The following is a 14,823-nucleotide window of genomic DNA, read 5'->3' as shown; positions in this document are numbered from 1 at the left end:
TTTACACTACTGACGCTGGCGTGATCCGAGTCGGCAATATCAACGTCTGAGGTCGACAACCTGCCACTCGTTCGCAGAGGGTCGGTGGTCTCGGTCAGCCGATCACTGTCAGAATCGCCAGAGCCAACGGTAATAATCGGGGCGTCGTTAACGCCGGTGATGGTTACGGTGATCTCGGCACGAGTCCCGTCAATTGAAGCCACCGAAAAGACCTCTACCCGCTCCTGCCCGGCTTCAAGGTATTGGGTATCCGCATTGGCACCCTGGTACTGCCAGTTGCCATCGGCATCAAGGCTGAGGCTCCCCAAATTAGTGGTCACATCTTCGACCGTGGCCGGATCAAACGCCGCCTCACCGGCATCCGGGTCAACGACCTCCAGCTTACCGCTGGTGAGCAAATCCGGGTCGCCGTCATCCTCGACAACCGCGCCTTCACCATCGCCGGTGATAATGGCAGGATCGGACTCCGGAGTCACAGTGATATAGACATGGGCCTCCGCCGTACCGCCATTGCCATCATCGACCAGTACGATAAATTCATCTTCGCCCACGTAATCAGGGCCGGGCTGATACGTAAACTCACCGGTGGCACTGTCGACCTCGACCTCACCAAAGTCGGGCTGATCGATAACGGTATAGGTTAAAGTATCGCCGTCGACATCGCTGGCCGTAATACCTCCGGGAACGGCCGTGTCCTCAGGTGTCACCAAATATAGGTCGACAGTCTCGGGGGGATCATTAACCGGAATGACCTCGATGTAAGTTGTCTCGGTAACGGTGTAACGGCCGTCGGATAATTCGACAACAAACTTATCATCGCCGTGGTAGTCTTCATCGGGGGTATAGACAAACGATCCGGTTGCCGGGTCGAGTTCGACCGTCCCATGCTCAGGGCCACTGACCACGGTATAGCTAAGCGGCGCGCCCTCCGGGTCAAAACCCGGGATACCACCGGGTAGCGGCACATCTTCCGGTGTAGTGAGGTATTGATCGGCGGTTTATGGCGGAAAATTAGGCACCGGTTCTGGATCCGGTGGCACGGGTGGCAACGGCGGCAAAGGTGGTATAGGGCCGCCTTCTCCCTCTACCCGCCCCCAACGTATAGGGTGGCGCAGGCCGCTCAGGCACCTGACTGCCATCTAGTCCAGGCGGAGTAAGCTCTTCACCAACACGCTTTAGGTTAACCGAATAGTGCCATCCCTGCGAAAGAGGTAAATCACTTTCGTCGATGTCGGGTGTGTTCGAGGGTTCGGAGGAATCGAGCGTAGTCGGTGCGGTGTCCGGTTCTTCGGCATCTGGCACTCCGTCATTAGTTACGCCAGCTACATCAGGCCACAAGTCGGCCGTTAGCAAAAGCTGTTCGGGCCCAACCAGCGTTAAAAGCTGACCATCGCCAAAATCGAGAACAACGCGAGCACCACTCTCTACCACGATACGTTCGCCAAGCAGCAGCGTATCACCTTCGGCTAGATTACGCCCCCCCCTCTGGCGTTCTGGCCCACGCGCGTCCTTCAATCTCGACAACAATCGCACTTTGCTCGCTCATAGAATATCCCTTCTTGCACCCTCAAACCCTCTGAGAGCTAACACCACCAGCATAAGTTGAATAGAGCGCCAAAGCCCCTTGCTTTTCAAGTGGGCTTAATAGGCACTCTTACAAACAATAATACTAATACCAAATCAGTGCTTTAGCGAACCCTTAGCGCGCCGCGCCGCTAGATACCGTCGCGGTTTATCAGCAGTGCCAGCTGCATTCGGTCACGCACGCCAAGCTTGTCAAAGCAACGTCCTAAATGCGCCTTAACCGTGCGCTCAGTAATATTTAGTTCGCGCGCGACCTCTTTGTTACTTTTACCGCGGGCAACGGCCAACGCCACCATCCGTTCGCGCATACTTAATTGCTCGCCCACGGCGGGGCGCGGCTTAGCCGGTGCCGACGGGGCCAAAAGCTCACTCAACAAATGCTTTCCAAGCCAAATGCCGTCGTACTCGACGGCATTTTTGACTTGTTGCAGCAATTCGGGGGCCGCCAGGGCATGCACGTAACCGCTCGCGCCCAGCCCAATCGTTGTGCGCGCTTCGGCGGCTGTTTCATTTAGAGTCATGGCGATAACTTTGGCACCAGCCGCAAGCGAGGCTCGGACGTGCTCTTGCCAGGGGCCACTCATCACCACCCAAACCAGTGACGGCTCGTCGAGGGGTAAGTCGGCGGGCGAGTAATCTATGCACACTTTGGCGTCGGCCACCGCCGCATTCCAGCGTGCAGAATTAATCTCTGAGGTAGAAACGAATACTGACTGCATTATCGCTCTGTTAAGGCGTTTTGTTTAGCCCGAAGAATGGGTTTTAAAAGGTACGCTAGCACGGTTTTTTTACCGGTAATAATGTCCACCTGCGCTGTCATACCCGGAATAATCGGCAGTGCTTGATCGAAGCCCGCCTCGCGAGTTCGTATCCGCACTAAATAATAGGTTTGGTCTTGCTCATCGGTGATAGTGTCGGCACTTATGTGCTCCAGATCACCAGAGAGCCCACCGTAAACCGTAAAATCATACGCGGTTAGCTTAACCATGGCCGGCTGACCCGGCCGTAAAAACGCAATGTCTTTAGGGGGAATCTTCGCCTCGACCAGTAGCTGGTCATCCAGCGGGGTCATTTCAAGCACTTCGCTGCCGGGCTGCACCACGCCCCCTTCGGTATTAATGAACAACCGTTGCACCGTCCCGCGCACCGGCGCGCGAATATCGGCGTACTTCACTCTATCGGCGAGCCCGGTGCTGGTCTCCGACAGGCTCGACAATTTACCCAGTGTTTCGGATAACTGACTGCGCCACTCGTTTTTAGCCACCAGGCGCACTTCATCGAGCTTGTTTTGCGCCTCGGTAATGGCCGACTCGATACGCGCTTTTTGCGCCACCGCCTGATTCATTTCGCCTCTAGCGTTGGAGGCATCACGCTCAAGCCGCAGGATCTCCACCTCTGAGATAGCGCCACTGCCCAACAGTGGCCGGGTGACCTGCAACTCCTGGCTCGATAACTCGTAGGCTCTTGAAGCCTGAACCAGTCGCGCTTCAACTTCATTTAACTCTTCGCGCCGCTGCGTTAATTGCTCGCGGGCCTGCGATAACTTTTGCTCTAATTCATTGAGGTTTGACTGATACAGAACGGTCTCATTGGCCGCCACCCGCGGCTCGCTCGCGCGCACCGACGACGGAATCTCCAGCGGCGAATCCTCGACCAACGCCTGCAAACGTGCAGCGCGCGCTTGCAGCGTTGCGTATTGCGCCTGATTTTCACGAAAAGTCGAGATAAACCGGGTCGGGTCTATGCGCATCAGCAGCGCCCCCTGTTCGACCACCTGCCCCTCTTTAACCAAAATTTCCTCAACCACACCGCCATCAAACGACTGCACGATTTGCGTGTGGCTGGAAGGAATGACTTTACCCTGCCCCCGTGCAACCTCATCGATCTCGGCAAAGCCGGCCCAGATAACCAGAGCCACCACAATCAACAACATACTGTACAGCAAACCCCGTGCGCGCAGCGGCGCCTGCTGAATACGCGCCCAATCAGCGTCCTCAACCCAGTCTTTCGAGTGTGACTGCGAGGGGGACATCCAGCGGTTCCAGACTTTATCAACCAACTTGCCAAAGGGCTGGCCAAGGCGGGTTATCCCGCGGCCTATACGATTAAAATGCTTTTGCTCCCGGGTTTGGCTCATTAATTTGCCCTCCCGATACGACCCTGGCGCAAAGCCTCAACCACTTGCTCTTTAGGCCCGTCAGCGACAATTTTTCCGGCGTCGATCACGATAATACGATCGACCATAGCCAACAACGAATTGCGGTGGGTAATCACCAACATGGTTTTGCCGGCGGAGAATTTAGCCAAATTGCGTTTAAGCTCTTCTTCGCTGGTGTGATCCATCGCCCCGGTTGGCTCATCCAGCAACAAAATAGCGGGGTCGGCAACCAACGCTCTGGCAATGGCGACCGCTTGACGCTGCCCGCCCGAGAGCAGCTCACCGCGCTCGCCCACCGGCATCGACAACCCCTGTGGGTGCGAATTAATAAACCCAGCCAAGCCCGATAGCTCTATAATTTTAAGCAATCGCTCATCGTCGATACGCGGATCTGCCATGGTGATATTTTCCCGCAGGGTGCCAAGAAACAAATTCACATCCTGCGAGACATAACCAATATTGTGACGCAGTTGCGCCGGGTCCAGCTGGCCGATATCGATATTATCAATAAGCACACGACCACCGCTGGGCGCATAGAGGCCTGCGATAATTTTTTCGATGGTGGTTTTGCCCGAGCCATTGCGCCCCAAAATCGCGACCTTTTCCCCGGGGGCTATGCTAAAGCTTACGTCGCGCAGCGCCTGGCGCTCATCGTGAGGATAACTAAAAGACACACCATTAAACTCAATTTGCCCATCAAGTCGCGGGCGAGCAATCCACTCCGCCTGATCGGGGCGCTCGACCGGGGTATTCATCACCCGGTCGACGCTCTCGAGTGCGGTAGCCGCCTGATGATATTGCATCATTAAGGCAGCGCTCTGCCCAACCGGTGCCATGATTCTGGACGACAACATGTACGCCGCAATCAAGCCACCCTGAGTCAGCTGACCCTCGGTAATTAGGTAAACACCGACAATAATGATGGCCACCGCCACCAACTGCTGCACCCATACCGCACCGGTGGTTACTGAGCCGGACAGTAAACGCATTTTGGTGGTCGTGCGCGAGAGAAACACGGTGGTTTTCTCCCACAAATTTTGCATTTTCCCCTCGGCACCCAACGTTTTTAGTGCCTCAAGGCCGTTCAAACTCTCTACCAATACCGCGTTGCGGTAGGCACTCGCCTCCATGCTGCTGAGCGATAGTTCGTGCATTTTGGCCTGTACCGCAGCGGCGTAAAGTAAACAAATCAATACCCCAACCGCAATGGGTATGACTAGCCACCACGAGGTCAGCAAACCAATAATCAAACTAAAAATCACAACAAAAGGCAGATCGACAAACGCAATGATTGTGCTCGAACCAATAAAGCTACGCACCGACTCAAACGCCTGCAGCCCCGCCGCATAAGAGCCCACCGAGGTTGGCCGTTCACTCATGCGCATCCCCAATACCCGCGCCATAATCGACGCGGATAACGTGATATCAACACGACTCGCCGCCAAATCGACAAACCAGGCCCGTACCATTTTTAGGCAAACATCGGCGCACAAAACAATCGCTACACCAGAGGCCAACACCCACAGGGTTTCAATCGCAAAGTTGGGCACGACCCGGTCGTACACATTCATCACAAACAGCGGCATCGCCAGGGCAAAGATATTCACCAATAAAGCGGCAAACAATACATCGCGGTACAAGCCACGGTGCGCTTTAATTACCTCCCAAAACCAATGACCTTTATTGGTTTTGTGGATATCGGCGTTGCGCGCACTAAACTGCAAACGCGGCCGGGCATAAATCACCCGACCCGCATAGCGCGCCTCCAGTTCCTCAATGGGAATATTGACCTGGGTCTGTGACAGATCGGGAAAAACAACCTCGGCCTGATCCCCCACAATACCTAAAAGTACGCAGGCTTCGTTACCCTCAAGTAACAAAATAACCGGGAGAAGCGAATTGTTAATTTCACTTAAGGAGCGCCGCACCAGCTGGCTGGTAAACCCCGCTCGACGGGCAGCGCGATCAAATAGCGAAGGTGGCAGTTGTTGATGCTGCAACGGTAAACCCGCCAGCAACGTCGAGCCAGAGGTGTTTACACCATGCATGCGAGAAAGAATCAGCAGACAATTTAACAGCGGACCACCGCGCAACGAGGCTTGGTTCGCCTCGTCAGCTTTATCACTCATAGGATACTGAGTCTCTTATGTCGTCGGTACTCTTTGCCCCGGCGCTAGCGCCGGGGCTTGAAAAAACGCCCCGTTTACTTCAGTTGGCGTACAGTGATCTCAATACGATCTGTCACCGGACGCACAACGGCTCCGGCCGGATCGGCGTCTGGCACGACCACAACGCGGCCAGCATCAATGCCGTTGATAACCAAATAATCCCGCACCGCTGTTACCCGGGCACTGGATAAAGACCGGCTTACACTCGATGGATTGGCCTCAGCCGACTGCGCAGCAATAATGACTTCGGCCACGCGGCCCGACTGATTGCCAAAACGCGCCAACAATTGATCGAGCTGGTTCATGGCCGAGTTGGTGAGAACCGAGCTGTTATCGGCAAACAAGGCGTCGCTCTCGTAGGTCATCACATTGTCGAGTAAATCGTCGCGCGATAGTGCGGCCGGAGAAAGCGCAGGGCAAGCCGCCGACGGCTCGACATCGATATCAGACAAATCTTCTTCTAAATCATCGGCCAAAGGTATGTCATCGGGCACGATATTCAGGGACACCAACAGCTTACCCATAGACTCCAGTACCCGCGCGTAAGCAATATTTAAATCGTGGTTACTGTTAATAACGGCGCGGCTCGACTGAAAGTACTCGTTTTCGGCATCGAGCAAATCCAGCAGGGTACGCTGACCGATTTGAAACTGCTCTAAATACGCCCGACGCACGCGATCACTGGCCTCGCGGTGCTGAGTCAGAGAGATGAGCCGGTCTTCCAGGCTGTGGGTATTGTTGTAAGCAATTTGCGCGGTCTGACGCAAATTAACGCAGGCAACGTCGCGCTGGTCTTTGGCGGTATCCACCTCAGACAAAGAGCGTTTAACCGCAGCGCGATCAGAGCCACCGTTAAACAAGTTGTAGGTCAGCGCCAGTTCAATCGCCCCCTCATCACCAAAGTCATCCGGGTCGATTCGCTCATCAAAAACGCCCAGATTTTGCTGAGTGCCATAGCGCGCGCGCAATTCGACCCGGGGGTAGTAACCCGAGCGCTGACTGCGTACCGACGCTTGCGCGGCGGCAATGTTTTTGATGGCGGCATGAAAACCGGGGTTGCCCTGATAGGCGCCGTACAGGACATCTTTTACCGAGTCCGGAATCGGCTCGGATTTAAGGTCGCTGGGCACCAAACGCTCTGGAGGCAAGTCGCCCACAATTCTGAGGTATTTAGAGGTCACATCGTGCAAATTTGCCGCTTCCGTCAGCAAATTAGACTCAGCCAAGGCCACCCGACCATCCACCTGATCGAGGTCGGCGCGACGGCCTACCCCCTGATCAACGCGATCACCAATTTGCTGCTGCACACTCAGATGCTCTTGGTAGTTAGTGCGCGCCAGCTTTAATAGCTTGCGATAGCGCACCAAGTTCTCAGCCACCTCAAACGCTTCGAGCGAGAGGTTATCGACCGTATCGAGTAGCTCCAAATAACGGACCTGACGCGCGCTGTCGAGCCGGCTTACTTCTCCACTGATACGAAAACCGTCAAACAACATCTGGGTAAGGGAGATTTCAGCGCTGTTAATATCGTAATCGTCACGACCGTCGTAATCGCGGCGCTGCTTGCCTGTACTGGCCGTCAGGTCAATAGAAGGAAGATACTGACCGCGAGCTGTGCCAACATTGTGCTCAGCCGCTTTGTAAGTATTCCACGCGGCCTGAATCTCCGGGTTGTACTCCAGCGCCTTTAGCACGACATCGCGGCTTGAGACATTAACCTCGACAATCATGCCGTCAGTAACGTCGGTACGGGCTGTGGTTTGAACTTGGGATTGACTATCGGGTTGCGCGATTGCGGCAGTGCCTGCGCTGGCTAACAAAAAACTCGTCAAGAAGCGTGTAAACATTCCTGATTTACGTAAGGCGAGCTGCATTGAAAATCCCTCAATGAAAATTTCTATTCTTACGACTTAATGATGATATTTAATCGACGTAACGATTACATAGAGCAGCGACAATTGGATGCGCTATCAATCTGTGGGGTTATCCGCCAAAACAGAAAAGACATTCTAGTAACCGTTTGTGAAAAAAACGCTCTCTTAGCGACTCACAAAGCTCGCAGCCGGAAAAACGAGAACGCTGTCACATATTTCCACATATTGGGAGTGATCTTACTTCAATATTGGAATAACGTTCAAGATAAACCGACTCATTGCTTATAAGAAGTGGCTGTTAAACAACCTGATGTATATAACCATTTTGGTGCAGCGCACCAAAAATGCAACTTTCCTCCCTTACCATGCTGGCAATCAGTCTCTACGGGGTAAATGAGGGTTTAGATGCACAGAAATACGTTCGGCAGGACAACAAGGGGCTATAAACCAACATACTTAAGTAATGGGACGCCCACGCCGAACGCGGACGCCCGTTAAACAACGTTAATTAACTCAGCTCATAGCGGTCAATGATGTCCCGGACCAGGCCGCTGCGAACAATGTCTTCGCGCTCAAACCGATGCACGTAGACATTATTTACACCATTGAGCTTATCTATCGCATCTGCCAAACCATTGCAGCCACGAATATCGCTCTGCTCAATATCGCCATTAATCACCACTTTGCAATCTTCGCCAATGCGCGTCAAAAACATCTTCATCTGTGCGGGCGAGGTGTTTTGCGCCTCATCCAGCACGACAAACGTGCGATTGTTAAACGTTTTACCGCGCATAAACGCCAGAGGAGCGGCGACAATTCTGCCGTGGCGCAAGCAGTAATCGACCGTGCCCGCGCCGAGGCGCTCGTTTAAAATATCGCGAAACGCATCAATGTAGACCGAAAACTTCTCATCCAATGCACCGGGTAAAAAGCCTAGTTGCTCGCCAGCCTCAACGGCGGGCCGGGTCAGAATGATACGTTCAATACGACCGGACTCTAATGCTTCGGCCGCCAGCGCGCCGGCACAATAACTTTTACCGGTGCCGGCCGGGCCAGTACCAAACGTTAAGCTGTGGGTTTTGATAGCGTCGATGTAGCGTTGTTGCGAGGGGGTTTGAGCGATAAGCGGTTGCGAGGAGCGTTGCGGACTGTAAGCGGTTTCGAGTTGCTGTGAGCGGCCTTTCATTTCGACGATGTTGCCGTCGTCTCGGCGGTGTTTTCGGGATGACTTTGAACGGCTCTTGCTAGCTTTAAAACCACCGTCATCCATGTCGTCGTATTGATGGGGATTGCGTCGTACCTGAGATCTTTTCGCCATGAGTATTATCCTTGTCAATTCAAAGTAAACACTGGCGCATCGCGTAAACGTGTAACGGCTTGCCACCGCTGACGATGAGCCTTACCTGGTAATGCAAAGAAGATTGCGCGAAGAAATCACTCCTGTGGTTGGATGTATTTGAGATCCGAGCGATACAGGGGTTACAGCCTTGACTTGTGCTTGCAAGTCACTCAAACCACAACATATGCCCTCAAAACCATCTTATGCCCAAATTATAAAAGGGGTCAACGGCTTTTTAGAATTTTTTAGCCGACCAAAACACTTGCACCAAAAGATGTCACAAACACTTCGTGAGTTTGTCATACGCCCTACATATAGGCGTGATTGGCGCACGCTTTATAAGCGCTGAGCGGGGTCCTGGCCATAAAACGCAACGTAATTGCGATACACAAGAGGATAGGTATCGCGCAAAAGTGCCGGCAACTCGAAAAACACCTCACTGGTGACTGCCACAAACTCAGCTGGGTTAGTCGCACCATAGCGGTCGATATTGGTGTGCTCCCCCCGAGCCACCTTTTCGCATAAGTCGTCATAGGCGCGGCCAAAGCTCGCCGTCCAATCGTCTACCGACATACCGGCACGCAAGGGCGGAAACCCATCCGCAGCGCCGTTAAGCATATCGAGTTTATGCACAAACTCGTGAATCACTAAATTGTGTCCATCGATCACGCCCGCTTTGGCGGTTTCATTCCACGCCAACACAACCCCACCTTGATTCCAGGCCTCACCGGCCAGATGGTGCTCTGCCTCGTGCGCCACGCCACTGGCATCCATTTGCGTGCGCTGGGTTTTAAAGCCCGCCGGATAAACAAGAATAGACTGCCAGCCGCGATACCATTCGATACCTAAGTTTAAAATAGGTAGGCACGCTTGCAAGGCAATAAGCAAAGCCATGTTGCCCGTCAGCACCACGCCCTGAATACCGACAAAGTCCTTCTCGTGCATAAACAAAATGGCCAGCCGGCGCAAACGCGTCAGCTCATCGGCAGTCAAGCCTTTAAGTAGCGGCAACTGCTCCAGCACTTGCTGCCAATCGCGCTCATCGATGGGGTTAGCGCGAACCACACGCTCTGCTCGCCACTGGCGAAACCAATTAAACATGCCTAGGTCTCTTTTTTATTGGTCTGAGTCTTCCACGATTTAACGCCGCCCTCAGGCTGTAAAGGGGCCGCGGCCTGGCGCCGTTTACCAACATTTTTTTGATCGCGCCGGCGCTTTTTATCTTTCCCGCCTTCGGCACTTTTTTTGCTGTCTTTTACCCGGGCTTTGGTCGGTTTTTTTCCGGCGGCCTTACCGGAGCTTTTAATTTTTTTCGGGCCCCGGTAACGCGCAACTAAGCCATCGATTTGTACAAACTTTGCCGCCTGGTTCAAGTGCCGCTCGATATCGGCCATTAAGTTCCAGCCCTGTGCGGTAACCAGTGATACCACTGTACCACTGGCGTCGGCCCGCGCAGTGCGGCCGGCGCGGTGAACAAAGCTAGGCACGTTGTAGGGTAAGTCAGCATTGATAATCAGCTCGACACCGTCCACATCCAGCCCTCTGGCGGCCAAGTCGGTCGCCACCAAAATATTGCACTGGCCAGAGCTAAAACGCGCCATCACCTGTTTGCGAATTTTTGCCTCAACCTCACCGTGCAGAGCCAATGAGCGCACGCCGGCACTGTCCAGTGCACTGACAATCTCGTTTACCCGCTCGCGGGTGTTGCTAAAAATAACCGCACGGCGAAACTCACGCTGCTGACACAGCGCCGCTAACAGCTGGCACTTGTGAGGCCAGTCATCGGCCAGTATTTTCTCGAGTGCCCGATTAGTGGTTAGCTGATTAATATCAATCCGACGCAAGGTTTCGGAGTTTGTTAACGCCAGTAACAACTGCCCTAACCCTTTGGCTTTTAGGGTCGCGGAGTACAGCAGTGTTTGACGCGACTCCGGGCAAGCCTTGGCGATGCGGCTCACATCATCAGAAAACCCCATATCCAAGGTTCGGTCGGCTTCATCCACCACCAGAAATTCAAGTTTCGATAAGTCTACCAGTTGCGCCCCGACAAACTCTGACATACGCCCGGGGGTGGCCACCAGAAGATCGGCCGAGGCTACCAGCTCACGCTGGGCCGCTTTGCTATCGCCGCCCGTCAGAGCCACCACATTGATCATGTCGCGCTCGCACAGCTTGCGCGCCTCGGCGACAATCTGCCGGGCGAGCTCACGGGTAGGTGTAAGGATTAGCGCTCGAATCGCACCGCGGCCGGTTTTACGGGTGAGCAGCAATTGCAGCATGGGCAGCAAAAACGCGAGGGTCTTACCGCTACCGGTGGGAGCACAAACCGCTACATCAGCGCCTTCGAGCACCGCCGGTATAGCCTCGGCCTGCACCGGGGTAGGCTCACTGATATCCAACTGGGTTAAAGCCGTTTGCAGCCTTGGGTGTTGTAATTGGGCGAACGCTCCAGAATTATTCACGACGAGTCTCTACAGGTGAACGCAAATCAAACCGTGCAGCGCGCGTTAGCTCGGTGCCGCACAGCCGGCGGCTAGCCCGCCCAATCAATAATGTAGCACCGGCAGGCGAGGCCTGCCGGTGGCTGGGTTACAGCGATGAAACGATAGAGATCATAACCCCGGCCGCTACCGCCGACCCGATCACGCCGGCCACATTGGGGCCCATCGCGTGCATCAGCAAATAGTTTTGCGGGTTAGCTTCAAGCCCAACTTTGTTGGATACCCGTGCCGCCATCGGCACAGCCGACACACCAGCCGAGCCAATCAATGGGTTAATTTTATGTTTGCAGAATAGGTTCATTAGCTTGGCCGTTAACACGCCCATCGCGGTGCCAATGCCAAAGGCCACAATCCCCAGCGCCAAAATACCCAGGGTTTTAGGGTCGAGGAATTTATCGGCGGCAAGCTTGGAGCCCACCGACAAACCCAAAAAGATAGTGGTGATATTGATCAGTGCGTTTTGCGCAGTGTCGCTTAAACGCTCAACCACACCGCACTCACGCATCAGGTTACCAAAGCAAAACATACCCAACAGTGGCGCGGCACTTGGCAGAATCAGCGCCACCAAGATCAACAAAATCAATGGGAAGACAATCTTCTCGCGCTTAGAGACAACGCGCATTTGCTCCATGCGGATTTTGCGCTCGTCCTCATTGGTGAGCAAACGCATAATGGGCGGCTGAATCAGAGGCACCAACGCCATATAAGAGTAGGCGGCAACAGCAATCGCACCCAACAATTCAGGCGCGAGAATGCTCGCCACGTAAATCGCCGTGGGGCCGTCGGCACCACCGATAATACCAATGGCCGCTGCGTCCTGGATCGAGAAGTCGATAATACCCGTAGTGGATAAACCAACCGCGCCCAGTACCGTGGCAAAAATACCAAACTGAGCCGCCGCCCCCAAAAACAAGGTTTTGGGATTGGCCAGCAGTGGGCCAAAATCGGTCATGGCCCCCACCCCCATAAAGATAACCAGAGGCGCTACACCACTGCCGATGGCAACCGTGTAAAACGAATAGAGCATGCCATTGGCATAGCCCAAATCGGTCGCCAAACGGTAAGCGTCGGCCTGCACGGCGGCGGGCGCGTGTTTATAGGCATCATTCAGAGCCTGCATACCGGCATCAGCGCTGGCGCCCAGCACTTGAGCAACTTGTGCCAACACATCCGGATACCCCGAGGCAATGGCATTCTCTACCGCCGACAGGGACAAACCGGCGCCGGGAATATTGGCCAAAATGGCACCAAAGCCAATCGGCACCAGCAACAGCGGCTCAAAGCCTTTACGAATCGCCAAAAACAATAGCAGCAAGCCCACCAGCAGCATCACACCTTGCCCCAAATCGAGGTGGTAGATGCCCGAGTCGTGCCACAGGCGTAAAAAGTTTTGCATAATCTAATTCCGACTAATTAAGCGATGCTGAGCAGACTGTCACCGGCGGTGACGGCGTCTCCGGCCTGGACATTGATAGAGGCGATAGTACCCGCGCGCGGCGCGCTTACCTCGGACTCCATTTTCATGGCCTCGAGAATGAGCAAGGTGTCACCCTCTTCCACCTGCTGCCCCACCTGTACGGTAAGCTTGCAAATGGTTCCGCCAAGTGGCGCTGGCACTGGCTCGCCGGTACCAGCCGCAGGCGCTGCTGCCGAACCTGATGCCGAAGCACCACCCACCGCCCCCAGCGCTGTGATATCACCGCCGTTTGAGACGGTAACGGCGTACTGCTTACCGTCCACCTCAACGGTGTAAATCTCTTCACCCGCTTCAGTGGTGGGCACACTACCTTCTTTACCGGTAGGTACAGGCTCAAAGGCGTCAGGGTTGCCACGGTTTTGCAAAAATTTAAGGCCCACCTGAGGAAACAGCGCATAAGTCAAAACATCGTCTATTTCACCGTCACCGGCGCTTAGCTCAATATTCTTTTCTTTTGCCTGAGTTAACAGCTCGTCTGTCAAAGCCTGTAGTTCGGGCTTAATCAGGTCGGCCGGGCGGCAAGTAATTGGCTCTGCATCGCCCAACACACGCTTTTGCAACTCGGCATTAACCGGTGCCGGTGAAGAGCCGTACTCGCCCTTAAGGACACCTTCGGTTTCGCGCGTAATGGTTTTGTAGCGCTCTCCGGTCAGTACATTCATCACCGCCTGTGAGCCCACAATTTGTGAGGTAGGTGTTACCAGTGGAATGTAGCCTAAATCTTCACGTACTTTAGGGATTTCACTCAGCACATCATCGAGCTTGTCGGTGGCGTTTTGCTCGCGCAGTTGGTTTTCCATATTGGTGAGCATGCCGCCGGGCACTTGTGCCACCAAGATACGCGAGTCGATACCTTTAAGGGCACCTTCAAACTTAGCGTACTTTTTGCGAACCTCGCGAAAGTAAGCCGCAATATCTTCGAGCTTATGAATGTCCAAGCCGGTGTCGCGCTCAGTGCCTTCAAGGCTGGCCACCAAAGTTTCAGTGGGGCTGTGACCGTAAGTCATGGACATCGACGAAATAGCGGTATCGACGTTGTCGATGCCCGCCTCGACACACTTGAGGTTAGTGGCGTGCGCCAAACCGGTGGTGGCGTGGCTTTGCATATGGATGGGGATACTGCAGCTTTCTTTAAGACGCTTAACCAGCTCGTACCCAACGTAGGGCCTCAGCAAACCCGCCATGTCTTTAATGGCGATAGAGTCAGCGCCCATGTCCTCAATGCGCTTACCCTGCTCGACCCAGCCCTCTAAGGTGTGAACCGGGCTTATGGTATAGGAGATAGTGCCCTGAGCGTGTTTGCCCTGCTGCTTAACAGCCTTTAGCGCCGTCTCGATGTTGCGCATATCGTTCATGGCATCAAACACCCGAAACACATCAACACCATTGTGAGCGGCACGCTCGACAAACTTCTCAACCACGTCATCGGCGTAGTGGCGATAACCCAACAAATTTTGTCCGCGCAGCAGCATCTGCATCGGGGTTTTGGGCATGGCCTTTTTCAGCTCGCGAATGCGGTGCCAAGGGTCTTCCCCCAGATAGCGGATACAGCTGTCGAAGGTCGCGCCGCCCCAGGTTTCTAACGACCAGAAGCCGATTTCGTCGAGTTTTGCCGCAATCGGCAACATATCATCGAGCCGCATACGCGTGGCAAACAATGACTGGTGCGCATCGCGCAAAACCACATCCGTAATACCCAATGGCTTTTTAAGCTCGCTCATG

10 protein-coding genes and 1 pseudogene are annotated in these 14,823 nt (G+C 54.2%); all 11 read right to left on the bottom strand.

What is annotated here, in order from left to right; genetic code table 11:
- Positions 1-137 precede the first annotated feature (137 nt).
- Positions 138-980: pseudogene (locus AAC019_RS04220) on the bottom strand (Ig-like domain-containing protein); the annotation flags it as partial.
- A gap of 31 nt (positions 981-1,011) precedes the next feature.
- Positions 1,012-1,524, bottom strand: coding sequence for a hypothetical protein (locus tag AAC019_RS04215; protein WP_339897318.1), 513 nt, complete (start codon positions 1,522-1,524; stop codon positions 1,012-1,014).
- A gap of 191 nt (positions 1,525-1,715) precedes the next feature.
- Positions 1,716-2,303: a response regulator transcription factor gene (locus tag AAC019_RS04210; protein WP_339897317.1), complete on the bottom strand. Its 588-nt coding sequence runs from the start codon at positions 2,301-2,303 to the stop codon at positions 1,716-1,718.
- On the bottom strand, positions 2,303-3,721 hold the full coding sequence (locus tag AAC019_RS04205) for an HlyD family type I secretion periplasmic adaptor subunit (RefSeq protein ID WP_339897316.1): 1,419 nt from the start codon (positions 3,719-3,721) through the stop codon (positions 2,303-2,305). The genes AAC019_RS04210 and AAC019_RS04205 overlap by 1 nt, the downstream gene beginning before the upstream one ends.
- On the bottom strand, positions 3,721-5,871 hold the full coding sequence (locus AAC019_RS04200) for a type I secretion system permease/ATPase (protein WP_339897315.1): 2,151 nt from the start codon (positions 5,869-5,871) through the stop codon (positions 3,721-3,723). The genes AAC019_RS04205 and AAC019_RS04200 overlap by 1 nt, the downstream gene beginning before the upstream one ends.
- A 74-nt stretch (positions 5,872-5,945) precedes the next feature.
- Positions 5,946-7,784, bottom strand: a complete 1,839-nt coding sequence (locus tag AAC019_RS04195; RefSeq protein ID WP_339897314.1) for a TolC family outer membrane protein — start codon at positions 7,782-7,784, stop codon at positions 5,946-5,948.
- 508 nt (positions 7,785-8,292) lie between these two features.
- Positions 8,293-9,102, bottom strand: a complete 810-nt coding sequence (locus AAC019_RS04190; protein ID WP_339897313.1) for a PhoH family protein — start codon at positions 9,100-9,102, stop codon at positions 8,293-8,295.
- 357 nt (positions 9,103-9,459) lie between these two features.
- A complete protein-coding gene (locus AAC019_RS04185) occupies positions 9,460-10,224 on the bottom strand; it encodes a M90 family metallopeptidase (RefSeq protein ID WP_339897312.1) in 765 nt (254 codons plus the stop codon).
- Positions 10,225-10,226: 2 nt separating this feature from the next.
- Positions 10,227-11,585, bottom strand: a complete 1,359-nt coding sequence (locus tag AAC019_RS04180; RefSeq protein ID WP_339897311.1) for a DEAD/DEAH box helicase — start codon at positions 11,583-11,585, stop codon at positions 10,227-10,229.
- A 127-nt stretch (positions 11,586-11,712) separates the two neighbouring features.
- Positions 11,713-13,020 carry a sodium ion-translocating decarboxylase subunit beta gene (locus tag AAC019_RS04175; protein WP_339897310.1) on the bottom strand — a complete coding sequence of 436 codons (1,308 nt, stop codon included), beginning with the start codon at positions 13,018-13,020 and terminating at the stop codon, positions 11,713-11,715.
- A gap of 17 nt (positions 13,021-13,037) precedes the next feature.
- Positions 13,038-14,822: a sodium-extruding oxaloacetate decarboxylase subunit alpha gene (gene oadA / locus AAC019_RS04170; RefSeq protein WP_339897309.1), complete on the bottom strand. Its 1,785-nt coding sequence runs from the start codon at positions 14,820-14,822 to the stop codon at positions 13,038-13,040.
- Position 14,823: the final 1 nt, after the last annotated feature.

Origin of the sequence: uncultured Gilvimarinus sp., from assembly GCF_963975215.1 — a bacterium.
GTDB lineage: Bacteria > Pseudomonadota > Gammaproteobacteria > Pseudomonadales > Cellvibrionaceae > Gilvimarinus.
The sequence above is the reverse complement of the archived record's forward strand: the minus strand, read 5'-3'. Positions and strand labels throughout refer to the sequence as shown.